The sequence below is a fragment of the Agrococcus jejuensis genome, from assembly GCF_900099705.1.
Lineage (GTDB): Bacteria > Actinomycetota > Actinomycetes > Actinomycetales > Microbacteriaceae > Agrococcus > Agrococcus jejuensis.
Genome location: NZ_LT629695.1, coordinates 229,610 through 256,571, shown reverse-complemented (window position 1 = coordinate 256,571; position 26,962 = coordinate 229,610). Strand labels below are relative to the sequence as shown.

The window sequence follows — 26,962 nt, the reverse complement described above, 5'->3', positions numbered from 1 at the left end:
CACGACACCCTCATCGCAGCACCTGCGCCAGGAGCAGCACGACCCCGGCGACGACGGCCTCGATCGCGAGCAGCACGAGGATGACGATCATCATGGCGGGGCCGAGCCGCTCGAGCCTGCTCGTGCCGCCGGGCACGCGGCGCTCGAGCTCGGGCGCGTACATCGGCTCGGGCAGCAGGAACGGGCGCATGCCCCACGGTGCGAAGAACGCGGGCGGGTCGAAGCGCAGCGTCGACCACGTCGCCGCCACGAGGGTGCGGCCCTCGTGGCCCACGAGCATGACGCGCATCGACTCGAGGGGTCCGCCGTAGCGACGCGGCTGCATGAACGACGAGGCGACGACGACGTCGCGCACGTCGTGCCTCGCGACGACGACCGGTGCGCCGAGCATCCGGCGCGCGACGATGCGGTGCGGCTCGAGCCGCAGCTCGACGACGAGCCCGCGCGCGATCGGCACCATCAGCGCGGTCAGGAGCGTGCCGAGCGCCATGAGCGTGAGCCCGAGCAGGCCGTCGGGCAGCGGCAGGAACGGGATGGGGCCGACGATGAGCAGCACCGAGAGCACGAGTGCGAACCAGATCATGCCGATCTGCCATCCGGGCACGACGCGGGCGGTCGCGACCGGGGGTGGGGCGGGGTGCACGACTCGACGCTACGAGAGCGCGAGCGATCCGACCTGGACGTCGGCCGCACTCCGCGCGCATCCCGCGCGCATGGGCACCGCCGATACCGTCGAGGCATGCGCATCGCCTCCGTCGCCCCCGTGCTCGCCGCCGTCGCCGCCCTCGCGCTCGCCGGCTGCGCATCCGCCGCCGACGACGACGCGCCCGCGTCGAGCGCGCCGCCCACGAGCGCCGCGCCGAGCGAGACGCCCACGCCGTCGCCGTCGACCGACGAGGAGCAGCTCGACCCGTACCTCACCGAGATCCAGTCGGTCGATCCCGTCGCGTACTTCGCGTTCTACGCGACCCTGCCCGAGGGGCAGCCCGCGACGCACGACTACACCCTGGAGGCGCCGGCGGGCAGCCACGTCGTGCGCTTCTCGTGCGCGAGCGTCGACGGCTCGGGCGTCGAGTGGACGCTCACGGATGCGGCGTCGGGCGCCGAGGTCGCGACCGGCACGTCGACGTGCGCGCAGGAGGCGGAGCCGGGCACGAGCGCCCCGGCCGCCACGGAGTCGTCGCCCGTCGAGATCCCCGGCCCTGTCGCGATCTCGGTCGCGTCGACCGGCACCGTGTCGGGCGCCGTGGGCCTCGTCCCCGCGGGCTGACCGCGCACGCGGCAGCGCGTCCGACCTCACGAGCGAGGGCGCGGGGCGTGAGAGGATGGAGGGTCCGCTTCGTCCCGTGATCCCCAGGAGCACCGTGCCCCGCTCGTCCACCGCCCTCGAGCCCGCCTCGACCGCGCCCGAGCGCATCCGCAACTTCTGCATCATCGCGCACATCGACCACGGCAAGTCGACGCTCGCCGACCGCATGCTGCAGCTGACGGGCGTCGTCGACGCGCGTGCCATGCGGGCGCAGTACCTCGACCGCATGGACATCGAGCGCGAGCGCGGCATCACGATCAAGTCGCAGGCCGTGCGCATGCCGTGGGACGTCGACGGCGAGACCTTCGCGCTCAACATGATCGACACCCCCGGTCACGTGGACTTCACGTACGAGGTGTCGCGTTCGCTCGCCGCGTGCGAGGGCGCGATCCTGCTCGTCGACGCCGCGCAGGGCATCGAGGCCCAGACGCTCGCGAACCTGTACCTCGCGATGTCGAACGACCTCGAGATCATCCCCGTGCTCAACAAGATCGACCTGCCCGCGGCCGACCCCGAGAAGTACGCGGCCGAGATCGCTGGCCTCATCGGCGGCGACCCCGCCGACGTGCTGCGCGTCTCCGGCAAGACGGGCGAGGGCGTCGAGGCCCTGCTCGACCGCGTCGTCGGCACGATCCCCGCGCCGAAGGGCGAGGTGGATGCACCCGCCCGCGCGATGATCTTCGACTCCGTCTACGACTCGTACCGCGGCGTCGTCACGTACGTCCGCATGGTCGACGGCACGCTGAGCCCGCGCGAGAAGATCCAGATGATGTCGACGGGCTCGACGCACGAGCTGCTCGAGATCGGCGTCTCGAGCCCCGAGCCCATCGCGTCGAAGGGCCTGTCGGTCGGCGAGGTCGGCTACCTCATCACGGGCGTGAAGGACGTGCGCCAGTCGAAGGTCGGCGACACGGTCACGACGTCGCGCAAGCCGGCGACCGAGGCGCTGCAGGGCTACGCCGACCCCAAGCCCATGGTGTTCTCGGGCCTGTACCCGATCGACGGCTCCGACTACCCCGACCTGCGCGAGGCGCTCGACAAGCTGAAGCTCTCGGATGCGGCGCTCGTGTACGAGCCCGAGACGTCGGTCGCGCTCGGATTCGGCTTCCGCGTCGGCTTCCTCGGCCTCCTGCACCTCGAGATCATCTCCGAGCGTCTGCAGCGCGAGTTCGGCCTCGACCTCATCGCGACGGCGCCGAGCGTCGTCTACGAGGTGCGCACGGAGGCGAAGCAGTCGGTGATCGTCACGAACCCGTCGGAGTTCCCCGAGGGCAAGATCGACGGCGTCGTCGAGCCCGTCGTGAACGCGACGGTGCTCGCGCCCAAGGACTACGTCGGCACGATCATGGACCTGTGCCAGACGCGTCGCGGCACGCTGCAGGGCATGGAGTACCTGTCGGAGGACCGCGTCGAGCTGCGCTACCGCCTGCCGCTGGGCGAGATCGTCTTCGACTTCTTCGACCAGCTGAAGTCGCGCACGCAGGGCTACGCATCTCTCGACTACGAGGTCGACGGCACGCAGGAGGCCGACCTCGTGAAGGTCGACATCCTGCTGCAGGGCGAGCAGGTCGACGCGTTCAGCGCGATCGTGCACCGCGAGAAGGCGTACGCGTACGGCACGCTCATGGCGGGCAAGCTGCGCGAGCTCATCCCGCGGCAGCAGTTCGAGGTGCCGATCCAGGCGGCGATCGGCGCGCGCATCATCGCGCGCGAGACGATCCGAGCCATCCGCAAGGACGTGCTCGCGAAGTGCTACGGCGGCGACATCACCCGCAAGCGCAAGCTCCTCGAGAAGCAGAAGGAGGGCAAGAAGCGCATGAAGATGGTCGGTCGCGTCGAGGTCCCCCAGGAGGCGTTCATCGCCGCGCTCTCGACGGGCGAGCGCAAGGAGTCGTAGCCCTCGACGCGCGCCCCGGGCGCGCGAGCGTCAGGCGCTCAGGCGCTCGCGCTGCACGTCGAGCAGCGTCTGCGTCGCTGCGGCGTCGAGGTCGGCGGGCACCTGCACGAGCACGAAGGCGCCGTCGATCACGGCCCAGTGCTGCACGACCGCGGTGCCTTCCGGGTACCCGTCGGCGCGCGGCCTCTCGGTGATCGCGAGCGACGTCCAGCCGTCGACGGTGGGCACGGCCGCGACGGACTGGTCCCACGCGACGCCCGACTCGAGCGTCGTGCCGACGCACGCGAGCCCGGCGTCGAACGCCACCGCCGCGGCGTCGGCGGCTGCGGCGTCGTCGAGCACGGCGACGACGACGGTGCCGCCGTACGCGGGGCGGTCACCGAGCCGCACGGTCGACGTGTCGTCGAGGAGCGCGACGAGCAGCTCGGCGCTCACGGCGCTGCTCGTCGTCGAGTCGGCCCGGCAGGTGCCGTCGCGCGCGCCGGACACGCGCTCGACGATCGCGTTCGGCGCGACGATCCAGGGTCCGCCGTCGGCAGCGCACAGCGAGGCGGGGTCGGCGGCGAGGTGCGGCTCGCCCTCGGCCCACGGGAGGCTCGCGGCGCAGTCCGCCGGCCACGGGTCCGCGGCAGGCGGGTCCTCGAGCAGCGCGCGCTGCACACGCAGCACCGTGGCGAGGGATGCGGGCTGCAGGTCGTCGTCGGTCGCGACGATCGCGAGCGTCGCGTCGCCTGCGAGCCAGTGGACGCGCTGGATCGTGCCGTCGTCGGCGGTCACCGTCACGCCGCGCCAGCCGTCCTGGTCGGCTGCCGCGATGAGGCCCGCGGCACCCGTCGAGCCCGCGCACGCAGCGCTCATGCCGTCGAGCGCCGCCTCGACGTGCGCGGCGTGGTCGGGCACGTCGAGCACCGCAGCCTGCACGGTCGCGCCGCCGAGCAGCGGCAGCCCTGCGTCGTCGAGCGACTCGGCGCTCAGGGCGTGCAGCAGGCGCTCGACGTCGAGCAGCGAGACCGAGAACGACCCGCCGAGCGCAGCGCACGCGGGGGCGTCGCTGCCCTCGGCGGCGAAGAGCGGCAGCGATCCCGGCATCGAGGTGCGCGCCCACGCCTCGCCGTCGTCGTCGCAGAGCGCGCGTGGCGTCACGAGCGCGGCGGGGTCGCCGGGCGCCGCCTCGGGGCTCGTCGCGCACGCCTCGGCGGACGCCGACGGCGTGCTCGAGGCCGTGGGCGACGGCTGCGGAGTCGTCGTGGCGCATGCCGTGAGCGAGACGAGGAGGGCGGCGGCGGCGAGCGCGCGGATGCGGAGGGGCACCGTCGCATCCTGTCGGACGCGTCGCCGCCGAGCCTGACGAGCAGCCCCACGGATGCCGAGAGCGCCGCCGCCGCGCTATCCTCGCTGAGGCCATCCGAACCCGGGTGCGCCGCGAGTCGACGTGGGAGCAGCGGAGTGCAGGATCTTGCCGGGAGGCCGGCGAACTACGGCATCATCGGGGCGACCGCGCACTTCGACTTCGACCGGTTCCCGCCGAAGGGCTACGAGCTCGTCTCGAAGCGCTCGCGCATCGGCCACGGTCGCGCCCGCTACGACGCGGCCGTCGCAGGCCTGCGCACGTGGCGCGTGCAGCGTCTCAGCGGCATCGAGGTCGACGTGCAGCCGACCGTCGACCAGTCGACGTACCGGCCCGTCGGGTTCGAGGGCAAGGATCCGGCACGGGCGGCGTCGACCGAGGCGCAGCAGGTGTTCGCGGCCGACGGCGAGCCGTTCCTGCAGCCCGGCGACTCCGCGATGCAGCGCATCCGCGTGGGTCTGCTGCAGATCCACGCGCCCATCCGCGTCATCGCGGTCGAGGACGAGGCGACGACGCACGCCGTGATCTTCGGCTCGCTCGAGGGCCACCCGGAGGCGGGCGAGGAGCGGATGCTCGTCGAGCTCGCCGACGACGACTCCGTCTTCTTCCACCTGCGCGTGCTCTCGCGCCCGCAGGCGTGGTGGGCGAGGCTGGGCGGTCCCGTGACGCAGCGCATCCAGCGGCAGTACCACGCGCGCTACCTCGACGCGCTGCGCCGCATCCGCGTCGACTGATGGGGCAGCTGCCCGACGGCGACGCAGCGCCGGTCGACGGCGCGCTGCCCGCATCCGCCGCCCCGGGTGCCGCGGAGCGCGGCTTCGGCGCGTACCTGCACGTGCCGTTCTGCCGCGTGCGCTGCGGCTACTGCGACTTCAACACGTACACGTCGACCGAGCTGCGCGGCGCGAAGCAAGCGGACTACGCCGACCAGGCGATCGCCGAGGTGCGCCTCGCCGGCCGCGTGCTCGACGACCTCGCCGCGCACGACGCCGCCGTGCGGCGCCCCCTCTCGACGGTGTTCGTCGGCGGTGGCACGCCCACGCTGCTGCCGCCTGGCGACCTCGGTCGCATGCTCGCGGCCGTGCGCGACGAGTGGGGCCTCGCCGAGGGCACCGAGGTGACGACGGAGGCGAATCCCGACTCCGTCGACGCCGATGACCTGCGCGTGCTCGCCGACGCCGGCTTCACGCGCGTGAGCTTCGGCATGCAGTCGGCCGTGCCGCACGTGCTCGCGACCCTCGACCGCACGCACGACCCCGCCCGCGTGCCCCTCGTGGTGCAGTGGGCGAAGGATGCGGGGCTCGACGTGAGCGTCGACCTCATCTACGGCACGCCGGGCGAGTCGCTCGACGACTGGCAGCGCTCGCTCGACGCCGCGCTGTCGTACGACGTCGACCACCTGTCGGCCTACGCGCTCATCGTCGAGGACGGCACGGCCCTCGCCCGTCGCATCCGCCGCGGCGAGATCGCACCCGTCGACGACGACCTGCACGCCGCGATGTACGAGGCTGCGGATGCGTCGCTCGGCGCCGCGGGCTACGACTGGTACGAGGTGTCGAACTGGGCGCGCGGCGGCGCCGTGTCGCGGCACAACCTGTCGTACTGGCTCGGCCACGACTGGTGGGGCATCGGGCCCGGCGCGCACAGCCACGTCGGCGGCGTGCGCTGGTGGAACGTCAAGCATCCGGCGGCCTACGCCCAGCGCCTCGCGGCGGGGGAGTCGCCTGCGCTCGCGCGCGAGGTGCTCGACGACGACACGCGCCGCGTCGAGCGGGTGCTGCTCGAGACGCGCATCCGCGCCGGGCTGCCGATCGAGGCGCTCGACGCCGACGGCCGCGCGGCCGTCGCCGGGCTCATCGCCGAGGGGCTCGTCGACGGCGCCTCGGCGCTGCGTGGTCGCGTCGTGCCGACGGATCGCGGCCGGCTACTCGCCGACACGGTCGTGCGCCGCCTCACCGCCTCGACATGACGAAGGGCACCCCGCAGGGTGCCCTTCGCCTCGCGCCGGCAGCGTCTACTTGATGATGCGCCAGTTGAACGGGTAGCGGTACGAGCCGCCGCCGTTGACGCGCACGGCGCCGATGATCGCGAAGATGATGCCGATGACCGACGGCACCCAGGCGAGGCCGAGCAGGATGAGGCCGACGCCGATGACGCTCGTGATCGTGCCGATGACGAGCAGACCCACGAGCCCGATCGTCATGAGGATCTGGAAGTTCAGCGCCTCCTTCGACTCCTGCCGCACGAACGCGCTGCGGTCCTTGTAGACGAGGAAGACGATGAGCGGGCCGAGCCACATGAGGATGCCGCCGAGGTGGCCGAGCATCGCCCACTGCTTCTCATCCTGCGGCGACATGGGCGCGCCGGCCGGGGCGCCGTACTGCGGCTGGCCGGGGGCGCCGTACTGCGGAGCGCCGTAGGGCTGCTGCGGCGGCACCTGCTGGCCGGGCGCACCGTACGGGGGAGCGGCGGGCGGCTGCTGCGGCGGCACCTGCTGGCCGGGTGCGCCGTAGGCGGGCGGCGCCGGCGGCACGGAGCCGGGAGCCGGTGCGGGGCTGGAGAAGGGCTGCGCGGGCTGGCCCGGCGCCGGGGCTGCGCCCGGGGTGGGGGCGCCGAACTGCGGAGCCTGCGGCTCGTCCGGCGTGGCCGCGGGGCCGTTGGGGTCGGTCATGGTCGAACCTCTCGATCACGGGGGCCGGGACTGGCTGCGTCCATCATGCTCGCAGGAGGCTGAGAACGCACCCATGGTCGAGACGGATCGAGCCCCGTCGAGCGCGGTACGATTGGCAGTCACGAACGACGAGTGCCAGGCGAGGGGGGAACGATGGTCACGGATCGCGGCCTCGAGGTCCTGCGGGCGATCGTGCAGGACTACGTCGCCTCCAGCGAGCCCGTCGGGTCGAAGTCGATCGTCGAGCGCCACTCCTTCGGGGTGAGCGCCGCGACGATCCGCGGCGACATGGCGCAGCTCGAGGAGGCCGAGCTCATCGTCGCGCCCCACACGTCGTCGGGTCGCATCCCGACCGACAAGGGCTACCGCGTCTTCGTCGACCGGCTGCAGGGCATGCAGCCGCTGTCGCCCGCCCAGCGGCAGGCGATCGCACGCTTCCTCGACGAGGCGGCCGACCTCGACGACGTCATGGCGCGCTCGGTGCGCCTGCTGTCGCAGCTCACGAACCAGGTCGCGCTCGCGCAGTACCCCTCGGTCGCGAAGGCGCGCGTGCGCCGCGTCGAGGTCGTGCAGGTCGCCGAGGCGCGCCTGCTGCTCGTCGTCATCCTCGACTCGGGGCGCGTCGAGCAGCGCATGGTCGACGCCGGCCAGCAGATCGCCGCCGAGGCGGCGCAGGCCATCGGCCGCGCGCTCGACGTCGCCGTCGCCGGCAAGCCCACGACCGACGCCGAGGAGGCGCTCGGCACCGTCGTCGACGCGGCATCGCCTGCCGTCGCGACCGCGACCGCGCGGCTCGTCGTCGTGCTCGGCGACGTGCTGGCGCCCACGGCGGGCGACCGCCTCGTCATCGCCGGCGCCTCGCACCTCGTGCGCGGCGGCGCCGACCTGTCGGGCTCGGTCACGATGGTGCTCGAGGCCATCGAGGAGCAGGTGACCCTGCTGCGCCTGTTCGGCGAGATGGATGCCGAGGCGACGGCCGTCGCGACCCGCATCGGGCGCGAGATGGCCGACGGGCTCGAGCAGACGTCGATCGTGACGGGCGCCTACGGCGCCGGCGGGCACGAGGCTGGCCGCGTCGGCGTGCTCGGCCCCACCCGCATGGACTACGCATCGAACATGGCAGCCGTCCGCGCCGTCGCGCGGTACCTGACGCGGCTGCTCGACGACGAGGAGCGATGAGCGATCACTACGAGGTCCTGGGCGTGCCCCGCGAGGCCAGCCAGGACGAGATCAAGCGTGCCTACCGCAAGCTCGCGAGGCAGCTGCATCCCGACGTGAACCCGTCGGACGAGGCGTCCGAGCGCTTCAAGTCGGTGACGCACGCCTACGACGTGCTGTCCGACCCGCAGTCGCGCGCCGACTACGACCGCGGCCCGCAGCAGGCGGGGTTCGGCCTCGGCGACATCTTCGAGCAGTTCTTCGGCGGCGCGGGCAGGCAGCAGGGGCCGCGGCCCAGGCGACGCCCGGGCCAGGACTCGCTGCTGCGCATCGAGCTCGACCTGCACGACGTCGTCTTCGGCGTGCACCGCGACCTGCGCGTGCAGACGGCCGTGCTGTGCGAGACGTGCGACGGCCGCTGCACGGCGCCGGGCACGCGCGAGGAGACCTGCGACATCTGCAAGGGCTCCGGCCACGTGCAGCGCCAGGTGCGCTCGCTGCTCGGCAACATGGTGACGAGCCAGCCGTGCGGCTCGTGCCAGGGCCACGGCACCGTCATCCCCATCCCGTGCCCCACGTGCGCCGGTCACGGTCGCGTGCGCGCCGAGCGCACGATCCCGGTCGACGTGCCCGCGGGCGTCGACACGGGCCTGCGCATCCAGCTGCCCGGCCAGGGCGAGGTCGGCGAGGCGGGCGGCGAGCCCGGCACGCTCTTCCTCGAGGTGCACGTCAAGCACCACGACGTCTTCAGCCGCGACGGCGACGACCTGCTCGGCACCCTCGAGGTGTCGATGATCGACGCGGCGCTCGGCGCCGAGGCGACGATCGAGTCGATCGACGGCCCCGTGACGGTGTCGATCGAGGCGGGCGCGCAGAGCGCCGACGTGCTCACGGTCGTCGGCCGCGGCGTCGGCAGGCTGCGCGGCTCGGGTCGCGGCGACCTCAAGCTCGGCGTGCAGGTGGCGACGCCGACGAAGCTCGACCGCAAGGCGCAGGACCTGCTCGAGCAGCTGCGCGACCGCACGAAGCCGCCGGCTCCGCGCATGGCGCAGTTCCAGCAGGGCCTCTTCTCGAAGCTCCGTGATCGGTTCCTGCGCTTCTGATGGCGCATTGCTACTACGTCGACGACCTCGACGTCGAGGCGGGGGACCGCGTGGTCCTCGGACCCGAGGATGCGCGCCATGCCGCGACGGTGAGCCGCGCACGGGTGGGCGAGCGCGTGCTCGTGGCCGACGGCCGCGGCACGCTGTGCCACGCGGAGTTCGCCGAGGTGCGTCCGGAGGTCGTGCTCGTCGTGCGCTCGGTGCGTCACGAGCCGGCGCCGACGCCGCGCATCGGCCTCGCGCAGGCGCTCGCGAAGGGCGACCGCGCCGAGCTCGCGATCCAGGCTGCGACCGAGCTCGGCGTCGACGCGATCGTGCCGTGGCAGGCGTCGCGGTCGATCGTCGCCTGGAGGGGCGACAAGAGCGCGAAGGCGCTCGCGCGCTGGCGCACCATCGTGCGCGAGGCGGGCAAGCAGTCGCTGCGCGCCCACGTGCCCGAGGTGCTCGAGGTCGTCGACACGACGGCCCTCGCGGCGCTCGCGTCGACGTGGCGCCTCGTGGTGCTCGACCCGACAGGCGACGCGACGCTGTCGACGCTCGAGCCCGACGGCCGCGACATGCTGCTCGTCGTCGGGCCAGAGGGCGGCATCGCACCCGACGAGCTCGAGCGGCTCGGCGGCGAGCGCGTGCGCATGGGACCGCACGTCGTGCGCACCTCGACCGCAGGGCCGGCGGCGATCGCGGCCCTCGCGGCCCGGTGGCGCTGGTGACCCGCGAGTACGCTGGAGCCATGGCAGAGCCCACCATCTTCGAGCGCATCGTCGCGCGTGAGATCCCCGCCGAGATCGTGCTCGAGGACGACGAGATCATCGCGTTCGCCGACATCGCGCCCAAGGCCGAGCTGCACGTGCTCGTCGTGCCGAAGACCGCGCGGTATCGCGACGTCGTCGAGCTCGCCGCCGGCGACCCCGACCTGCTCGCGGCCATGGTGCGCGCCGCGAAGGCCATCGCGCTCGAGCGCGCCGACGGCGACTTCCGCCTCGTGTTCAACACGGGCGAGCTCGCCGGCCAGACCGTCTTCCACGTCCACGCCCACGTGCTCGCGGGCGCCGACCTCACCGAGGAGTCCCTTGCCTGACGCACATGCCGAGATCCAGATCGACGGCATCCAGATGGTGCGGCTGCTCGGGCCGCAGGACCGGCTGCTGACGCGGCTCGAGCGCGAGTACCCCGACGTCACCGTCGCCGTGCGCGGCAACCAGGTGACGCTCGACGGCGACGCCGAGCAGGTCGAGCAGTCGGAGCGGCTCGTGCGCGAGCTCGTCGACCTCGTCGCGAACGGCGCCGACCTCGGCCAGTCCGAGGTCGGCGAGGGGGCGCGCCTCATCCGCGAGGACTCGCCGAAGACCCTCGCCGACGTCGCGGGCGACGCGATCCTCACGACCGGGCGCAAGAGCATCCGCGCCAAGACCGAGGGCCAGCGCGCCTACGTCGATGCCATCGGCGAGCACACGATCGTGTTCGGCATCGGCCCCGCAGGTACGGGCAAGACGTACCTCGCGATGGCGAAGGCCGTGCAGGCGCTGCAGCGCCGCGAGGTGCAGCGCATCATCCTCACGCGCCCCGCCGTCGAGGCCGGCGAGCGCCTCGGCTTCCTGCCGGGCACGCTCACCGACAAGATCGACCCGTACCTGCGACCGCTGTACGACGCGCTCAACGAGATGATGGATCCCGAGCTCGTGCCGAAGCTGCTCGCGACGGGCGTCGTCGAGGTCGCGCCGCTCGCCTACATGCGCGGCCGCACGCTCAACGACGCGTTCGTCGTGCTCGACGAGGCGCAGAACACGACGCCCGAGCAGATGAAGATGTTCCTCACGCGCCTCGGCTTCGGCTCGCGCATGGTCGTGACGGGCGACATCACGCAGATCGACCTGCCGGAGGGCACGAGCGGCCTGCAGGTCGCGAGCCGCGTGCTCGGCGGCATCGACGACATCCACTTCTCGCAGCTCACGAGCGCCGACGTCGTGCGGCACACGCTCGTGGGCCGCATCGTCGACGCCTACACGGCGCACGAGGCGCGCGTGATGGCACAGGAGGGCGGCACGCGCGAGCAGCGCCGCGAGCATCTGCAGCGGAAGGGCCGACGATGAGCGTCGACGTGCTGAACGAGTCGGGCGTCGCCGTCGACGAGGCGAGGCTCGCACGCCTCGTCGCGTTCGACCTCGAGGCGCTGTTCGTGCACTCGGAGGCCGAGGTGAGCGTCGTGCTCGTCGAGGTCGCCGCGATGGAGCAGCTGCACGTGCAGTGGATGGACGAGCCCGGTCCCACCGACGTGCTGTCGTTCCCCATGGACGAGCTGCGACCCGGCACGTCCGAGAAGCCGACGCCCGCGGGCCTGCTCGGCGACATCGTGCTGTGCCCGGCCGTCGCCGAGACGCAGGCCGCCGAGGCCGGGCACTCGCTCATGGCCGAGCTCGAGCTGCTCACGACCCACGGCATGCTGCACCTGCTGGGCTTCGACCACGCCGAGCCCGCAGAGCGCGACGAGATGTTCGCGCTGCAGGACGAGCTGCTGCTGCGCTTCCGAGCCGCCGATGCTTGAGCTGTCGCTCTTCGCGATCGCCGCCGTCCTCGTCGTCGTCGGCGCCTGGCTCGCCGCGTGCGACGCCGCGCTGTCGGTCACGAGCACGCGCGACCTGCAGGAGATGGCGGGGGAGGCGCGGAGCCCCGGCTCGCTCGAGGGCATCGCCAACGACCTCACGGGTCACGTCATGGTCGTGCAGTTCGGCCGCATCCTCTTCGAGACGACCGCGGCCGTGCTGCTCACGATCGGCCTCACGCGCCTGCTCGACTGGTGGTGGGCGCTCGTCGTCGCCGTCGCGATCATGGCCGTGACGTCGTTCGTGCTCGTCGGCACGAGCCCCCGCGCCGTCGGACGTGCGCACGCCCGCGCGCTGCTGCGCCTCTCGGCGAGCCCGATCCGCGCCCTCCGCGTCATCTTCGGCCCCATCGCGACGCTCGTCGTCACGGTGGGCGACCGCGTGACGCCCGGCAGGCAGCGCGAGACGGCGTTCACGAGCGAGGAGCAGCTGCTGTCGATGGTCGACGAGGCCACGACCCGCGCGGTGCTCGAGGAGGACGACCGCGAGCTCATCCACTCGATCTTCGAGTTCAACGAGACGTTCGTGCGCGAGGTCATGGTGCCGCGCACCGACATGATCGTCGCCGAGCACGACATGACGGCCGACGAGGCGCTGCGCCGCTTCCTCGACTCCGGCCTGTCGCGCATGCCCGTCGCGGGGGAGTCGCTCGACGAGATCGAGGGCATCCTCTACCTGCGCGACGTCGTGCGCAGCCGCACCATGCGACCCGACGAGCACGAGACGGCACGATCGCTCGCACGCGTCGCGCTGTTCGTGCCCGAGTCGAAGAAGGCCGACGACACGCTCGCGCACATGCAGGTCGAGCGCGTGCACGTCGCGATGGTCGTCGACGAGTACGGCGGCATCGCGGGCCTCGTGACGCTCGAGGACCTCATCGAGGAGCTCATCGGCGACATCCACGACGAGCACGACCGCGTGGGCGCCGAGGCCGTCGCCCTCGCCGACGGCACCTTCGTCGTGTCGGCGCGCCTGCAGATCGACGAGCTCGGCGACCTGTTCGACATGCAGCTCGACGACGACGACGTCGACTCGGTCGGCGGCCTGCTGCAGAAGGAGCTCGGCCGCATCGCCGAGGTCGGCGACGTCGTCGAGGCGCACGGCCTGCGGCTCGCGGTCGAGCGGCTCGACGGCCGAGGACGCGAGGCGGGCCGCGTGCGCGTCGAGCGCCTGGCCCCGGCGGAGGTGGAGGCGGAATGACGCATCGCAGTGGATTCGTGACGTTCGTCGGCCGCCCCAACGCGGGCAAGTCGACGCTCATGAACGCCCTCGTGGGCGAGAAGGTCGCCATCACGTCGTCGAAGCCGCAGACGACGCGCCGCGCCATCCGCGGCATCGTGCACCTCGACGAGGCGCAGATCGTCATCGTCGACACCCCCGGCATGCACAAGCCGCGCACGCTGCTCGGCAAGCGCCTCAACGCCGTCGTGCAGACGACGCTCGGCGACGTCGACGTCATCTGCCTGTGCGTGCCGGCGAACGAGCGCCTCGGCCCCGGCGACCGCTACATCGACGCGCAGCTCGAGGGCTTCCCGAACGCGCGCAAGGTCGCGATCGTGACGAAGGTCGACGCGACGAGCAAGGAGCGCGTCGCCGAGCAGCTGCTCGAGGTCGCGACGCTGCGCGAGTGGGATGCCGTCATCCCGCTCTCGTCGGTGACGGGGAGGCAGCTCGACGTGCTGCTCGACGAGCTCGCGCAGCTGCTGCCCGAGGCGCCGCCGCTGTACGACGCCGAGACGTCGACCGAGGAGCGGCTGAGCGACCGCGTCGCCGAGCTCATCCGCGAAGCGGCGCTCGAGGACGTGCGCGACGAGCTGCCGCACTCGATCATCGTGACGATCGACGACATCGTCGCGCGCGAGGACAAGCCGATCACGGACGTGTACGCGAACCTGTGGGTCGAGCGCGACAGCCAGAAGGGCATCGTCATCGGCCGCGGCGGCGAGCGCCTGCGTCGCATCGGCAAGGATGCGCGCGGCGAGATCGAGGCCCTCGTGGGGCAGCAGGTGCACCTCGACCTGCGCGTGAAGATCGCCAAGGAGTGGCAGGGCGACCCGAAGCTGCTGGGACGCTTCGGGCTCTGAGGTCTCCTCGGCCTGCGGCGTCGTGACGCCGCGGCGTCGTCGCGCCGCGGCATCCAGCGAACACTCGACGATCCCTCGGGGAACTGTGAGATTCACTCACCCCGTTGCGACGTCCTTCTCACCATATCTGCGGATCCACGGCGGTGGCAGGGATTCCTCGGTGCGCACGGAGTGATCGTCGGATCCCACGAAACCCGGTCCGCCAGGGAATGCCGCCGCCCAGGATCGACGGACCGGCGCTCCGCCGGACCAGTCACGGAAGGACACGATCCCCATGAGACGAAGCATCCAGGCCCTCACGACCGCAGCACTCGCAGGAGCGATGCTCGCGTTCGGCAGCGGCATGGCGGTCGCAGCACCCGCCCCCGCCGACGCCGACGTCGACACGTTCAGCGTCCCGGCGGCTGAGACGGCAGCGGCGACGACCGCCTGGACGCCCGAGCGCATGGAGGCCGCGATCCCGGCCGACACGCTCGTGCTCGACCAGATCGGCGAGCTCGACACGGCACCTGCCCCCGATGGCGAGGCGACGACGTACGCGGCGGAGCAGCCCGTGCTGCAGGCGACGCGCGTCAGCCCGGTGTCGCACATCGGCAAGGTCTTCTTCACCCTCGGCGGCCTCGACTACGTGTGCTCGGCCAACTCCGTGACGTCGGCGAACGGCAACACCGTCTCGACCGCTGGCCACTGCCTCAACGAGGGCCCCGGCGACTTCGCGTCGGAGTTCATCTTCGTCCCCGCCTACGAGAACGGATCCGCGCCCTACGGCCAGTGGCCGGCCGTCGAGCTCGTCGCTCCCACGCAGTGGACCGACGGCGGCGACATCAACTTCGACACGGGCTTCGCCGTGGTCGCGAACCAGGGCGGTCGCACGCTCGCAGCGACGGTGGGCGCCTCGGGCGTCTCGTTCAACCAGTCGACGGGGCTCTCGTACACGCTCTACGGCTACCCGGCGGCGAGCCCGTTCAACGGCGAGACCCTGCAGCAGTGCGCAGGCACCGCGTCGCGCGACCGCATCGGCGGCACGACGTCGCAGGGCGTCTCGTGCGACATGACCGGAGGCTCGTCGGGCGGACCGTGGTTCATCGGCTCGGGCTCGGGCGGCGTGCAGAACTCCGTCAACAGCTTCGGCTACAACACGCAGCCCGGCGTGATGTACGGCCCGTACTGGGGCTCCGTCATCCAGGGCGCGTACCAGTCCGCGCAGGGCTGACGCGCATCGCGCGAAGGGGGTCGGCGATCGCCGGCCCCCTTCGCCGTGCCCGACGCGCGGACGGCTGGCGCGTCGCCGTCGTCCGAGCGGATGATTCCGGCCGTCGGATGCGGGCGCGGACGCCCGCCGGACGTAGCGTGAGGACGTGATCCGATCCCTCACGCGCGCGCAGCTGACGTTCGACGTCGTGCTCGCGCTCGTGCTCGGCATCCTGCTCGGCGGGCCGTCGCTGCTCATCAGCCTGTCGTCGCCCGAGCTGCCGTGGATCGTGCTCGTGGGCCTCGGCTTCGGCGTGCTCGTGGCGCTGCGGCGCCTCGCGCCCATGCTCGCGCTGCTCGCGGCCCTCGCGATGGGCGCCGCGTTCGTCGGCGCCGAGCTCACGGCGCTCACGCCGCTGTGGTTCCAGATCCTCGTGCTGCTCTACACGGTCGGGCGTTGGTGCGACGGCCTGCAGCGCGGCCTCGGCGCCGTCGTCGCCGTGCTGGGCGCGACGCTCGTCGGCCTGTGGTTCGTGCGCTTCGGCTACGGCGTCGGCACGTCGGGCTCGGTCGTCGAGATCCTGCTGCCGTTCGGCCTCGGCACGTTCGGCTTCGCGCTGCTGTTCGGCCTTGCGCTCGTGTCGGGCATCCTCGTCGGCGAGATCGTGCGCAGCCAGGGGCTCGCCAAGGAGACGCGGCTCGAGCGCGAGCGCGCGGAGGTCGAGCAGGAGCGCACGGGCATCGCGCGCGACATGCACGACGTCGTCGCGCACTCGCTCGCCGTCGTCATCGCGCAGGCCAACGGCGCCCGCTACGCCGACTCGGTCGAGACGAAGGACGAGAGCCTGCAGCAGATCGCCCAGACGGCGTCCGCGGCCCTCGGCGACGTGCGCGGCCTGCTCGAGCGACTGCGCCACGCGCAGGCCGCCGATCCCGACGCGTCGCTCGCAGCCCTGCCGACGCTCGTGCAGCGCGTGCGCGCCGCGGGCCTCGACGTCGAGGTGCGCGAGCACGGCATCCCCGGTCCGCTGCCGCGCGACGCCGACATCGCCGCGTACCGCATCGTGCAGGAGGCGCTCACGAACGCGCTGCGGCACGGCGACCGCACGCATCCCGTGCTCGTGTCGATCGTGCACGGCGAGCAGGTCGAGCTGACGGTGCGCAACGCCCTGCGGCAGGCGCCTGGCGAGTCGGGCCACGGGCTCGTGGGCATGCGCGAGCGTGCAAGGATCGCGGGCGGGCACGTCGACGTCGGACCCTCCGACGGCGCCTGGATCGTCCGGGCCGTGCTGCCGCGCTGGGAGGCCGTCGCATGATCCGCGTGCTGCTCGTCGACGACCAGGCCCTGTTCCGCAGCGGCATGCGCATGCTCGTCGACTCGCAACGCGACCTCGAGGTCGTGGGCGAGGCGGGCGACGGTCGCGAGGCCGTGCGGGAGACGCTGCGGCTGCAGCCCGACATCGTGCTCATGGACGTGCGCATGCCCGTGCTCGACGGCATCGACGCGACGGCCGAGATCGTCGCGGCGTCGAGCGCCGCGCGCGTCGTCGTGCTCACGACGTTCGACCTCGACGAGGCCGTCGCCCGCGCGCTGCGCGCCGGCGCGAGCGGCTTCCTGCTGAAGGATGCGCACCCCGAGCTCGTGCTCGCGACCGTGCGCGCCGTGCACGGCGGCAGCGAGGTCGTCGCCGCGTCGGCGACGCGCACGCTGCTCGCCCGCCACGCCGAGGCGCCCGCGGCGCCGCCCGCATCCCTCGCCACGCTCACGCCGCGCGAGCACGAGATCCTGCTGCAGGTCGCACGCGGCCTGTCGAACTCGGAGATCGCGCAGTCGGAGTTCGTCTCGGAGACGACCGTGAAGACGCACGTGTCACGCATGCTGCAGAAGCTCGGGCTGCGCGACCGCGTGCAGGCCGTCGTCTTCGCGCACGCGCACGGCCTCGTCTGAGCGACCTCATCCGCTCGGAGGACGCGATCCGCACACGCGGATGACGCGGCATCCGGCGCCGGCGACGGAGAGTGGGAGCATGCACTCCTCCCCGGCACTCCAGCTCACCGACGTCACGCGGCGCTACGGCGTCGGCGACGCCGCCGTCGTCGCGCTCGACGGCGTCTCGCTCGCGATCGATCCCGGCGAGTTCGTCGCCATCATGGGGCCCTCCGGCTCGGGCAAGTCGACGCTCATGCACCTCGCCGCCGGCCTCGACGCCCCGACGACCGGCTCGGTGCGCATCGGCGACGCCGAGCTCGTGGGCCTCGACGACGCATCGCTGACCCGCCTGCGCCGCGACCGCGTCGGCTTCGTCTTCCAGGCGTTCAACCTCGTGCCCACGCTGTCGGCGCGCGACAACATCCGTCTGCCGTTCGACCTCGCCGGCCGCCGCGCCGACGACGCGCTCATTGACCTGCTCGTGTCGTGGCTCGGGCTGTCGGGCCGCATCGACCACCGACCCGGCGAGCTCTCGGGCGGGCAGCAGCAGCGCGTCGCCATCGCCCGCGCCCTCGCCACCCGGCCGACGATCGTGTTCGCCGACGAGCCGACGGGCAACCTCGACTCGCGCACGGCCGCCGACGTGCTCGCGATCCTGCAGCAGGCCGCGCGCGAGCACGGGCAGGCGATCTGCATGGTGACGCACGACCCCATCGCCGCCGAGGCCGCCGACCGCGTCGTGCTGCTCGCCGACGGCCGCATCCGCGGCGACGAGCGCGGCCTCGACCGCGCCGCGATCGCGTCGCGCATGCTCGCGCTGCAGGAGCCCGTCGCATGAGCCGCTCGCACGTGCCCACCGTGGCCGTCACGGCCGTCGCCGCCTGCTTCGCCGTGCTGCTGACGAGCATCACCGAGATGCTCTTCACCCTCGTGCTCTCCTCCGAGCTGCTCGCCTCCGGCGCTGCGCCCGTGCTCGCGGGCCTCGCCGTCGTGTGCATCACGGTCGTGTCGGTGCTCGTCTCGGCGATCGTCGCCCGCACGACCGTGCAGCACGTCGTCGAGGAGCAGCGCTCGCTCATCGCGCTGCGCCGCCTGCTCGGGGCCTCGAGCAGGCAGGAGCGCTCGCGCGTGCTGCGGTCGTCGCTCGTCGCGGGCATCGCGGGCACGCTCGGCGGCGCCGTGCTCGGCGCAGCGCTCGGGCTCGGCGTGCAGGCGGCGCTCGGCGCCTCCGGGCTCGTCGAGGGCGCCGACACGTCGCTCGTGCCGCCCACGGCCATCGCGCCCGTCGTCGGCATCGCGATCGCCGTCGCCGCCGTCACCCGGTCGGGCACGCGCGGCGTGCTCGACGTCACGCCCATCGAGGCGCTCGGCGTCTCCGCCGCGCAGCCGCGCCGCGCCCGTCGGCCCATCGCATCCCTCGTCGTGCTCGGCCTCGCGGTCGTCGTGCTCGCCGGCGCCGTCGCGATCGCGCCCGTGAGCCCCTTCGCGATCCTCGTCGCCGTCGGCGGCGGCGTGCTGCTGTCGATCGGCATCATCGGCGTCGCTCCCGCGGTGCTCGTGCCCGTGCTCGGCGTCGTCGGCCGCATCCTCGGCGCCTCGGTGCCGGCGCGCGCCGCCGTGCGCTCGGCGCAGGACGCGCGCGAGCGCTCGAGCGGCCTCGTGCTCGCGCTCATGGTCGGCATCGCCACCGTGGTGCTGCTCGCGACCGCCGGCGCCACGATGCGTGGTGCGCTCATCGCCATCGAGCGGGACCCCGTCTACGTCGTCGAGATCACGCGCCTCGTCGACGGCGTCGTGCTCGCGCTCGGCGTGCTCGTGGGCGCCTCCGCGATCGTCGCCGTGCTCGGCTTCGTCACGAGCATGCTCACGGCCGTGCGGCAGCGCACGCGCGAGATCGGGCTGCTGCGCGCGCTCGGCATGACGAGCGCGCAGGTGCGGTGGATGGTGACGGCCGAGACCGTCGCGATCGCGGTCGTCGCGCTCGTGGGTGGGGTGCTGCTCGGCGCCTCGCTCGGCTGGGTCGCCGTGTGGACGCTTTTCGCCTCGTCGTACGGCATCGGCCCCGTCGTGCTCACGGTGCCGCCGCTGCTGCTGGCCGGCACGGTCGTCGCCGCGGCCATCGTGGCGCTCGCCGCCGCAGCGCCCGCGACGGCGAAGGCGCGCCGCATCGCACCCGTCGAGGCGCTGCGCGTCGCCTGACGCAGGCGCGGAGCGCGTGCGGTGCGAGCCTCGAAAGGGGAGTAGGGTTGCCGCATGCGCTCCTCGCTGCTCCTCCTTCGCCGCCGCGGCGAGGCCTAGAACCCGGGCCTCCTCGCCGCGGAGTCCTTGCGCAGCCCGGAGTCGATCCGACCCCAGGAGCATCCAGCATGAAGAGCATGCAGCAGCCGTCGGGCATGCCGGCGCATCGCTACGTCCCGTACCACGAGCAGATCCGGGTGGAGCTGCCCGATCGCACGTGGCCCTCCCAGCGCATCGAGAAGGCCCCGCTCTGGTGCGCCGTCGACCTGCGCGACGGCAACCAGGCGCTCATCGAGCCCATGACCCCCGAGCGCAAGCGGATCATGTTCCAGCTGCTCGTCGACATGGGCTACAAGGAGATCGAGGTCGGCTTCCCCTCGGCGAGCCAGACCGACTTCGACTTCGTGCGCCAGCTCATCGACGACGGGCTCATCCCCGACGACGTGACGATCCAGGTGCTGACGCAGTGCCGCGACCACCTCATCCGCCGCACGTTCGAGGCGATCGACGGCGCCAAGCAGGCGATCGTGCACATCTACAACTCGACGAGCGTGCTGCAGCGCGACGTCGTCTTCCGCTCCGACCGCGAGGGCGTGAAGCAGATCGCCGTCGACGGGGCGAGGCTGTGCCTCGAGCTCGAGGGCATGCTGCAGCACACGCAGGTGCGCTACGAGTACAGCCCCGAGTCGTACACGGGCACCGAGCTCGACTACGCGCTCGACGTCTGCAACGCGATCATCGAGGTGCTCGATGCGCGCCCCGAGCGCCCCGTCATCATCAACCTGCCCGCGACCGTCGAGATGGCGACGCCCAACGTGTACGCCGACTCGATCGAGTGGATGCACCGCCACCTCGCCCGCCGCGAGTCGGTCATCCTGTCGCTGCACCCGCACAACGACCGCGGCACGGGCATCGCCGCCGCCGAGCTCGGCTACATGGCCGGCGCCGACCGCATCGAGGGCTGCCTGTTCGGCAACGGCGAGCGCACCGGCAACGTCGACCTCGTCGCGCTGGGCCTCAACCTGCTGACGCAGGGCATCGACCCCGAGATCGACTTCTCGGACCTCGACCACATCCGCCGCACCGCCGAGCACTGCAACCAGCTGCGCGTGCCCGAGCGCTCGCCGTGGGCGGGCGACCTCGTCTACACCGCCTTCTCGGGCTCGCACCAGGATGCGATCAAGAAGGGCTTCGAGCGCATGGCCGCCGACGCCGCCGCCGCCGGCAAGAGCGTCGACGAGATGCCGTGGGCCGTGCCGTACCTGCCGATCGACCCGAAGGACGTCGGCCGCTCGTACGAGGCCGTCATCCGCGTGAACTCGCAGTCGGGCAAGGGCGGCGTCGCCTACCTGCTGAAGACCGACCACGGGCTCGACCTGCCGCGCCGTCTGCAGGTGGAGTTCTCGAACATCGTGCAGGCCCGCACCGACTCCGAGGGTGGAGAGGTGTCGAGCGACGCGATCTGGCAGATCTTCGGCGACGAGTACCTGCCGAACCCGTCGCGCGAGGCCGAGGACCAGTGGGGCCGCTTCGAGCTGCGCGAGGTCGCGTCGCAGTCGTCGCTCGGCGGCGAGACGCGCCTCACGGTGGTGCTGCGCGACGAGCAGACGCTGCGCGACGCCGAGTCGTCGGGCAACGGCCCGATCGACGCGCTGCTGTCGCTGCTGAAGGCCGAGGGCGTCGAGGTGTCGCTGCTCGACTACGTCGAGCACACGCTCGCCGCGGGTCAGGATGCGCAGGCCGCGTCGTACGTCGAGCTCGAGCTCGGCGGCGAGCGGTTCTGGGGCGTCGGCATCGACCACTCCACGTCGCACGCGTCGCTCCGCGCGATCGTGTCGGCCGTGAACCGCGGGCTGCGCATGCGCGTCGCCGCGGGCGCGAGCGCCGCCTCGGCCTGAGCCGAGCGCCACGATGCCGGTCTACCGCGACGAGGGCGTGGTGCTCACGACGCACCACCTCGGCGAGGCCGACCGCATCGTGGTGCTGCTGACGCGCGAGCACGGCAAGGTGCGCGCCGTCGCGAAGGGCGTGCGCCGAACCTCGTCGAGGTTCGGCGCACGCCTCGAGCCGTTCATGGTCGCCGACCTGCAGCTCGCCGTGGGTCGCAGCCTCGACATCGTGACGCAGGCCGAGACGCTCGGCTCGTACGCCGACCAGATCATGGTCGACTACCCGCGCTACACGGCCGCCGCCGCCATGGTCGAGACGGCCGACCGGCTCACCGACCACGACGCGTCGGTGCAGCAGTACCTGCTGCTCGTCGGCGCGCTGCGGTCGCTGTCGCGCGCCGAGCACGACCCGGGCCTCACGCTCGACTCGTACCTGCTGCGCGCCATGGCGATCGCGGGATGGGCGCCGACGTTCGGCGACTGCGCCGTGTCGGGGGAGTCCGGCCCGCACACGGCGTTCGTGCCGCAGCTCGGCGGCATGGTCGCCGACGCGTACGCCCCGCCGGGCGTCGCGAGGCTCGATCCCGAGACGGTCGGCCTGCTCGGAGCGCTGCTCGCGGGCGACTGGGCCGTGGCCGACGCGACGGGCGAACGCGCCCGCGGGCGCGCATCCGGCATCGTCGGCGCGTGGGTGCAGTGGCACCTCGAGCGCGGCCTGCGGTCGCTCGAGCACGTCGACCGCTCGCCGCAGCAGTAGCCTCGACTCCGATGAGCGAGCGACGCATCCCGAGGCACCCCGACGCCGTCGCGTCGAAGCCGATCGACTGGACGGGCCAGCAGCCGCCCGCCTACGAGCCGGGTTCGGTGCCCGCCCACGTCGCCGTGATCATGGACGGCAACGGCCGCTGGGCCAACCGGCAGGGCAAGACGCGCATCGAGGGGCACCAGGCAGGCGAGGAGGTGCTGCTCGACGTCGTCGCCGGCGCGCTGCAGGCCGGCGTCCAGCACCTGTCGGTGTACGCGTTCTCGACCGAGAACTGGAAGCGCGACCCCGCCGAGGTGCGCTTCCTCATGGGCTTCAACCGCAAGGTGCTGCACCGCCGCCGCGACCAGCTGCACGACTGGGGCGTGCGCATCCGCTGGGCCGGCCGACGCCCGCGCCTGTGGCGCTCGGTCATCGACGAGCTGCAGGTCGCCGAGCGCCTCACGGCCGACAACTCGCGCATGACGCTGACGATGTGCATCAACTACGGTGGCACGGTCGAGATCGCGGATGCCGTGCGCTCGATCGCCGAGGACGTCGCGGCGGGCAGGCTCAAGCCCTCGGGCGTGACCGAGCGGCTCATCCGCTCGCGCATGTACCTGCCCGACATCCCCGACGTCGACCTGTACGTGCGGTCGTCGGGGGAGCAGCGCATCTCGAACTTCCTCACGTGGCAGGGTGCATACGCCGAGATGGTGTTCCTCGACACGCTGTGGCCGGACTTCTCGCGCACGGACCTGTGGCGCGCGATCGACGTGTACACCGGTCGCGAGCGCCGCTTCGGCGGGGCGATCGACGCGCCCACCGTCTGACGCGGCTCGCCCGAGACGGGCGGCGAGGTCGTGGGCTGGCTCGGCGCACTCGCGGCGATGCTGCTCATCGCGGGCGCGATGCTGCTTCGACGCCGCCGCGCCTGAGCGACGTCGTGCCGGCTCGCCATCGAGCGAGCCGGCACGACGCCTCTGCACGCCGTGAACGCTTCCGGAGCGCCTGCTGACAGGGGCCTGGACGTGCCGTACATTGAGCCCATGCGTCGCATCGCACCCATCGGGCTCCTCGCCGCCGCCTTCGTGCTGCTCGGCGTCGCCGCGCCCGCATCCGCGCTCTCATACGACGACGGCGATGCGACGGGCGTCGAGCTCGACGCGACCGCGCCGTTCCCGGGCGGCCCGTCGACGCCGACGACGAGCCAGCGGGTCTTCACCGTCGACGGCGGTGGACGCGTCGGTCGCGTGGAGATCGGACTCCGCTTCACGCAGGCGCAGTACTCGTGCACGCCCGGCGTCGACGGCGACGGCGAGACCTACGGCATCTACTTCGCCGACATCCAGTACACCCTCACGTCGCCGGCGGGGACGACCGTGACGCTCATCGCCGGCGACGACTTCCCCGGCAACGGCACCGCCTCGTACCCGGGCTTCGTCGACCCGCTCACGCCCGGCGGCACCGCCCCGACGCCCGACCCCGTCGACGTGCTCCTGCTCGACGACCCTGCCGTGCCGCTCGTCGGCTCGACGAACGACGGCGAGCCCGAGACCGGCAGCTTCCGTCCGACGCAGCCCCTCGCTGCCTTCGACGGCGAGCTCGCCACCGGCGACTGGATCCTCACGATCGCCGACATGTACCCGCGCTCGCCCCACTGCTACTCGGCTGCGACGTTCGAGGTCGGGGTCATCCCCGAGCTGCCGGGCGCCGCGCTGCCGTACGGCGTCGTCGGTCGCGACTACGAGACGCAGATCCCGGGCATCCCCGAGGGCTCGACCCTCGCGGTCGTCGACGAGGCCGCCGTGCCCGCGGGGCTCGCGGTGGATGCGCAGGGCGTCGTGACCGGCGTGCCCGAGCAGACCGGCTCGTACGCGTTCGAGGCCACCGCGACCGACGAGGAGGGCACGTCGGATCCCGCGACCTTCACGATCGACGTGCTCGCGCTGCCCGCGATCGACGGCCCCGCGACCGCCGAGGCCACGATCGGCGAGGCCTTCTCGTACGCGCCGACCTTCTACCGCGGCGTGCCCGAGGCCGACGCGGTCGCCACCGGGCTCCCCGCTGGCCTCGAGGTCGACGCCGCGACGGCCGCGATCACGGGCATCCCCGAAGGTCCGGCGGGGGAGTACGTCGTCGACTACGTCGCCGACAACGGCCTCGAGCCGGCCGCGACGCACCAGGTGACGATCACGATCGCCGAGGCCAACGTGCCGCCGACGACCGCGCCGCCCACGACCGATCCGCCGACCACGGCGCCGCCCACGACGCCCGTGCCCTCCGCGCCCGCACCGACGCCCGCACCCACCGACCCGCCCATCGGATCGTCGCTGCCTCCCACGGGCGCGGTCGTCGGCTGGGGCCTCGTCGCCGCAGCCGCTGCGGCGGTCGGTGCCGGTGCCGCGCTGCGCAGCCGTCGTCGTCGTCGCTGACGTGCCGGCTGCGAGGATGCGGTCCATGCGCATCCGACCTGCCGTGCTCGTGCTCGCCGCGAGCGTCTCGCTCGTGGGCTGCACGGCATCCGATCCCGCGCCGAGGGTGACTGCCGACGACGTCGCCGACCGCTGGGCGCAGGCGTCGCAGGGCGCGATCGACTACCAGCTCGGCGGCGCCTACGACCCGGCACCGGGCACGACGATCGTCGCGCGCGACGCCTCCGATCCTCCTGCCGAGGGCGCGTTCTCGATCTGCTACCTCAACGGGTTCCAGACGCAGCCCGCCGACGGGGAGTGGTGGCTCGAGGAGCATCCCGACCTCGTGCTGCGCGACGCGGCGGGGGAGCCGGCGATCGACCCGGGCTGGCCCGACGAGATGGCGCTCGACACCTCCACGCCCGAGCAGCGCGAGCAGATCGCCGCGATCGTCACGCCGTGGATCGCCGGGTGCGCGAGCGACGGCTACGACGCGGTCGAGTTCGACAACCTCGACTCGTGGACCCGCTTCGACGGCCTCACGATGGAGGGCAACATGGCGCTCGCCGCCCTGCTCGTCGACGCCGCGCACGACGAGGGGCTGTGGGCGGCGCAGAAGAACGCGCTCGACGCCGGCGAGGCGGGACCGGGCGCGGGCTTCGACCTCGTCGTCACCGAGGAGTGCGGGCAGTACGAGGAGTGCGCCGCCTACGCCGAGCTCTACGGCGACCGGCACGTCGACATCGAGTACGTCGAGTCGACGTCCGAGGACGACTTCGCGGCGATGTGCGAGGCCGGCGACGTGCCGCCGCTCACGGTGCTGCGCGACCGGCCGCTGTCGGTCGAGGGCGACGACGGCCACGTGCGCGTCCCCTGCTCCTGAGCAGCGCCGACCCGACGCGCGACGCGGCGTCGACGTGCACCGTCGCGTCACCCGTCGCGAGTAGGATCGAACGTCCCCACAGAGCCCAGCGCGCACTCCGGCGCGCATGATCCAGGAGCATCATGCCCACGAGCCGTCTCGACCAGGTCATCAATCTCGCGAAGCGTCGCGGATTCGTCTTCCAGGCCGGTGAGATCTACGGCGGCTCGCGGTCGTCCTGGGACTACGGACCCCTCGGCGTGGCGCTGAAGGAGAACATCAAGCGCCAGTGGTGGAAGACGTTCGTGCAGGGCCGCGACGACATGGTCGGCCTCGACTCGTCGATCATCCTGCCGCAGAAGGTGTGGCACGCCTCCGGCCACGTCGCGACGTTCACCGACCCGCTCGTCGAGTCGCTGCACACGCACAAGCGCTATCGCGCCGACCACCTCATCGAGGCGTACGAGGCCAAGCACGGCCACCCGCCCGAGAACGGCCTCGCCGACATCAAGGACCCCGAGACCGGCCAGCCCGGCTCGTGGACCGAGCCGCGCTCGTTCTCCGGCCTCATGAAGACGTACCTCGGCCCCGTCGACGACGAGGAGGGCCTGCACTACCTGCGCCCCGAGACGGCGCAGGGCATCTTCGTGAACTTCAACAACGTCGTGACGACCGCCCGTCGCAAGCCGCCGTTCGGCATCGGGCAGATCGGCAAGTCGTTCCGCAACGAGATCACGCCAGGCAACTTCATCTTCCGCACGCGCGAGTTCGAGCAGATGGAGATCGAGTTCTTCGTGCCGCCCGCCGACGCGCCCGAGTGGTTCGACCGCTGGGTCGCGGACTGCGAGGCGTGGTTCCACGACCTCGGCCTCAAGGCCGAGAACATCCGCCACCTCGACGTGCCCGACGGCGAGCGCGCGCACTACTCGGCGCGGACGATCGACCTCGAGTACCGCTTCGGCTTCCAGGGCTCGGAGTGGGGCGAGCTCATGGGCGTCGCGAACCGCACCGACTACGACCTCTCGACGCACTCGGAGGCATCGGGCAAGAAGCTCGAGTACTTCGACCAGGCTGCGAACGAGCGCTACACGCCGTTCGTGATCGAGCCGTCGTTCGGCCTCACGCGCAGCCTCATGGCCTTCCTCATCGAGGCGTACGACGAGGAGGAGGTGCCGAACTCGAAGGGCGGCACCGACACCCGCACCGTGCTGCGCCTCGACCCGCGCCTCGCACCGGTCAAGGCGGCCGTGCTGCCGCTGTCGCGCAACGAGCAGCTGTCGCCGCTCGCCCGCGAGGTCGCGCAGTCGCTGCGCAAGCACTGGGCCATCGAGTTCGACGACGCCGGCGCCATCGGCCGCCGCTACCGCCGTCAGGACGAGGTGGGCACGCCGTTCTGCATCACCGTCGACTTCGACTCGCTCGAGGACCAGGCGGTCACGGTGCGCGAGCGCGACACGATGCAGCAGCAGCGCGTGCCGATCGCGGAGCTCGAGGGCTTCCTGGCGCAGGCGCTCGTCGGGGCCTGA

The 26,962-nt window shown here is 72.6% G+C and carries 26 protein-coding genes and 1 pseudogene; 24 read left to right on the top strand and 3 right to left on the bottom strand.

The features are described 5' to 3' along the window. Positions 1 to 10: 10 nt before the first annotated feature. A complete protein-coding gene (locus BLQ67_RS01210) occupies positions 11 to 643 on the bottom strand; it encodes a hypothetical protein (protein WP_092501719.1) in 633 nt (210 codons plus the stop codon). 96 nt (positions 644 to 739) lie between these two features. Here BLQ67_RS01210 and BLQ67_RS01205 point away from each other — a divergent pair, with 96 nt between their 5' ends. Both BLQ67_RS01205 and lepA read left to right on the top strand, forming a co-directional pair. Next, positions 740 to 1,270 (top strand): hypothetical protein, encoded by a 531-nt coding sequence (locus BLQ67_RS01205; RefSeq protein WP_092501717.1) that lies wholly within the window; start codon positions 740 to 742, stop codon positions 1,268 to 1,270. Positions 1,271 to 1,364: 94 nt separating this feature from the next. Then, a complete protein-coding gene (gene lepA / locus BLQ67_RS01200) occupies positions 1,365 to 3,206 on the top strand; it encodes a translation elongation factor 4 (RefSeq protein ID WP_231945117.1) in 1,842 nt (613 codons plus the stop codon). Positions 3,207 to 3,236: 30 nt separating this feature from the next. Here the strand turns inward: lepA and BLQ67_RS16270 are convergent, their stop codons facing one another. Continuing rightward, positions 3,237 to 4,517, bottom strand: coding sequence for a hypothetical protein (locus BLQ67_RS16270; RefSeq protein WP_172802229.1), 1,281 nt, complete (start codon positions 4,515 to 4,517; stop codon positions 3,237 to 3,239). Between the two features lie 135 nt (positions 4,518 to 4,652). Here BLQ67_RS16270 and BLQ67_RS16560 point away from each other — a divergent pair, with 135 nt between their 5' ends. Both BLQ67_RS16560 and hemW read left to right on the top strand, forming a co-directional pair. Further along, a complete protein-coding gene (locus tag BLQ67_RS16560; RefSeq protein WP_172802228.1) occupies positions 4,653 to 5,288 on the top strand; it encodes a DUF1990 family protein in 636 nt (211 codons plus the stop codon). Then, on the top strand, positions 5,288 to 6,523 hold the full coding sequence (gene hemW, locus BLQ67_RS01185) for a radical SAM family heme chaperone HemW (protein WP_407922476.1): 1,236 nt from the start codon (positions 5,288 to 5,290) through the stop codon (positions 6,521 to 6,523). Before BLQ67_RS16560 ends, hemW begins: the two co-directional genes overlap by 1 nt. A 45-nt stretch (positions 6,524 to 6,568) precedes the next feature. Here the strand turns inward: hemW and BLQ67_RS01180 are convergent, their stop codons facing one another. Then, entirely contained in the window at positions 6,569 to 7,225 is a 657-nt protein-coding gene (locus tag BLQ67_RS01180; RefSeq protein WP_197674619.1) for a DUF4870 domain-containing protein, read from the bottom strand. A 153-nt stretch (positions 7,226 to 7,378) separates the two neighbouring features. Between BLQ67_RS01180 and hrcA the strand changes: the two genes are divergently transcribed. The 20 genes and pseudogenes from hrcA to BLQ67_RS01080 all read left to right on the top strand — a co-directional run bounded on the left by hrcA (position 7,379) and on the right by BLQ67_RS01080 (position 26,962). After that, entirely contained in the window at positions 7,379 to 8,404 is a 1,026-nt protein-coding gene (gene hrcA, locus BLQ67_RS01175; protein ID WP_092501709.1) for a heat-inducible transcriptional repressor HrcA, read from the top strand. After that, positions 8,401 to 9,486, top strand: a complete 1,086-nt coding sequence (locus BLQ67_RS01170; RefSeq protein ID WP_092501707.1) for a DnaJ C-terminal domain-containing protein — start codon at positions 8,401 to 8,403, stop codon at positions 9,484 to 9,486. Before hrcA ends, BLQ67_RS01170 begins: the two co-directional genes overlap by 4 nt. After that, positions 9,486 to 10,196 (top strand): 16S rRNA (uracil(1498)-N(3))-methyltransferase, encoded by a 711-nt coding sequence (locus BLQ67_RS01165; protein ID WP_092501705.1) that lies wholly within the window; start codon positions 9,486 to 9,488, stop codon positions 10,194 to 10,196. The genes BLQ67_RS01170 and BLQ67_RS01165 overlap by 1 nt, the downstream gene beginning before the upstream one ends. A 20-nt stretch (positions 10,197 to 10,216) precedes the next feature. Continuing rightward, positions 10,217 to 10,564: an HIT domain-containing protein gene (locus BLQ67_RS01160; protein WP_092501703.1), complete on the top strand. Its 348-nt coding sequence runs from the start codon at positions 10,217 to 10,219 to the stop codon at positions 10,562 to 10,564. 34 nt (positions 10,565 to 10,598) lie between these two features. Continuing rightward, positions 10,599 to 11,576: a PhoH family protein gene (locus BLQ67_RS01155; protein WP_092506704.1), complete on the top strand. Its 978-nt coding sequence runs from the start codon at positions 10,599 to 10,601 to the stop codon at positions 11,574 to 11,576. Further along, positions 11,573 to 12,028 (top strand): rRNA maturation RNase YbeY, encoded by a 456-nt coding sequence (gene ybeY, locus BLQ67_RS01150; RefSeq protein ID WP_092501702.1) that lies wholly within the window; start codon positions 11,573 to 11,575, stop codon positions 12,026 to 12,028. Before BLQ67_RS01155 ends, ybeY begins: the two co-directional genes overlap by 4 nt. Further along, positions 12,021 to 13,286, top strand: coding sequence for a hemolysin family protein (locus BLQ67_RS01145; RefSeq protein WP_092501700.1), 1,266 nt, complete (start codon positions 12,021 to 12,023; stop codon positions 13,284 to 13,286). Before ybeY ends, BLQ67_RS01145 begins: the two co-directional genes overlap by 8 nt. After that, positions 13,283 to 14,170, top strand: a complete 888-nt coding sequence (gene era, locus BLQ67_RS01140; RefSeq protein WP_092501698.1) for a GTPase Era — start codon at positions 13,283 to 13,285, stop codon at positions 14,168 to 14,170. The genes BLQ67_RS01145 and era overlap by 4 nt, the downstream gene beginning before the upstream one ends. A gap of 274 nt (positions 14,171 to 14,444) precedes the next feature. Further along, positions 14,445 to 15,383: a trypsin-like serine peptidase gene (locus tag BLQ67_RS01135; RefSeq protein ID WP_092501697.1), complete on the top strand. Its 939-nt coding sequence runs from the start codon at positions 14,445 to 14,447 to the stop codon at positions 15,381 to 15,383. A gap of 145 nt (positions 15,384 to 15,528) precedes the next feature. Further along, a complete protein-coding gene (locus BLQ67_RS01130; RefSeq protein ID WP_092501695.1) occupies positions 15,529 to 16,677 on the top strand; it encodes a sensor histidine kinase in 1,149 nt (382 codons plus the stop codon). Further along, entirely contained in the window at positions 16,674 to 17,309 is a 636-nt protein-coding gene (locus tag BLQ67_RS01125; protein WP_092501693.1) for a response regulator, read from the top strand. The genes BLQ67_RS01130 and BLQ67_RS01125 overlap by 4 nt, the downstream gene beginning before the upstream one ends. 79 nt (positions 17,310 to 17,388) lie before the next feature. After that, positions 17,389 to 18,129: an ABC transporter ATP-binding protein gene (locus tag BLQ67_RS01120; protein WP_197674618.1), complete on the top strand. Its 741-nt coding sequence runs from the start codon at positions 17,389 to 17,391 to the stop codon at positions 18,127 to 18,129. Continuing rightward, a complete protein-coding gene (locus BLQ67_RS01115) occupies positions 18,126 to 19,490 on the top strand; it encodes an ABC transporter permease (RefSeq protein WP_092501690.1) in 1,365 nt (454 codons plus the stop codon). The genes BLQ67_RS01120 and BLQ67_RS01115 overlap by 4 nt, the downstream gene beginning before the upstream one ends. Before the next feature lie 167 nt (positions 19,491 to 19,657). Next, positions 19,658 to 21,427 carry a 2-isopropylmalate synthase gene (leuA, locus tag BLQ67_RS01110; protein ID WP_092501688.1) on the top strand — a complete coding sequence of 590 codons (1,770 nt, stop codon included), beginning with the start codon at positions 19,658 to 19,660 and terminating at the stop codon, positions 21,425 to 21,427. Between the two features lie 13 nt (positions 21,428 to 21,440). After that, a complete protein-coding gene (recO, locus tag BLQ67_RS01105; RefSeq protein WP_092501687.1) occupies positions 21,441 to 22,175 on the top strand; it encodes a DNA repair protein RecO in 735 nt (244 codons plus the stop codon). Between the two features lie 11 nt (positions 22,176 to 22,186). Next, the gene (locus BLQ67_RS01100; protein ID WP_092501685.1) at positions 22,187 to 22,993 is read left to right on the top strand and encodes an isoprenyl transferase; all 807 of its coding nucleotides are present in this window, start codon (positions 22,187 to 22,189) and stop codon (positions 22,991 to 22,993) included. A gap of 21 nt (positions 22,994 to 23,014) precedes the next feature. Further along, a pseudogene (locus BLQ67_RS17025) lies at positions 23,015 to 23,098 on the top strand (MYXO-CTERM sorting domain-containing protein); the annotation flags it as partial. A gap of 111 nt (positions 23,099 to 23,209) precedes the next feature. Then, positions 23,210 to 24,595 carry a putative Ig domain-containing protein gene (locus tag BLQ67_RS01090; RefSeq protein ID WP_092501683.1) on the top strand — a complete coding sequence of 462 codons (1,386 nt, stop codon included), beginning with the start codon at positions 23,210 to 23,212 and terminating at the stop codon, positions 24,593 to 24,595. Positions 24,596 to 24,620: 25 nt separating this feature from the next. Next, positions 24,621 to 25,457, top strand: a complete 837-nt coding sequence (locus BLQ67_RS01085) for an endo alpha-1,4 polygalactosaminidase (RefSeq protein WP_092501682.1) — start codon at positions 24,621 to 24,623, stop codon at positions 25,455 to 25,457. Positions 25,458 to 25,579: 122 nt separating this feature from the next. Next, a complete protein-coding gene (locus tag BLQ67_RS01080; protein WP_172802227.1) occupies positions 25,580 to 26,962 on the top strand; it encodes a glycine--tRNA ligase in 1,383 nt (460 codons plus the stop codon).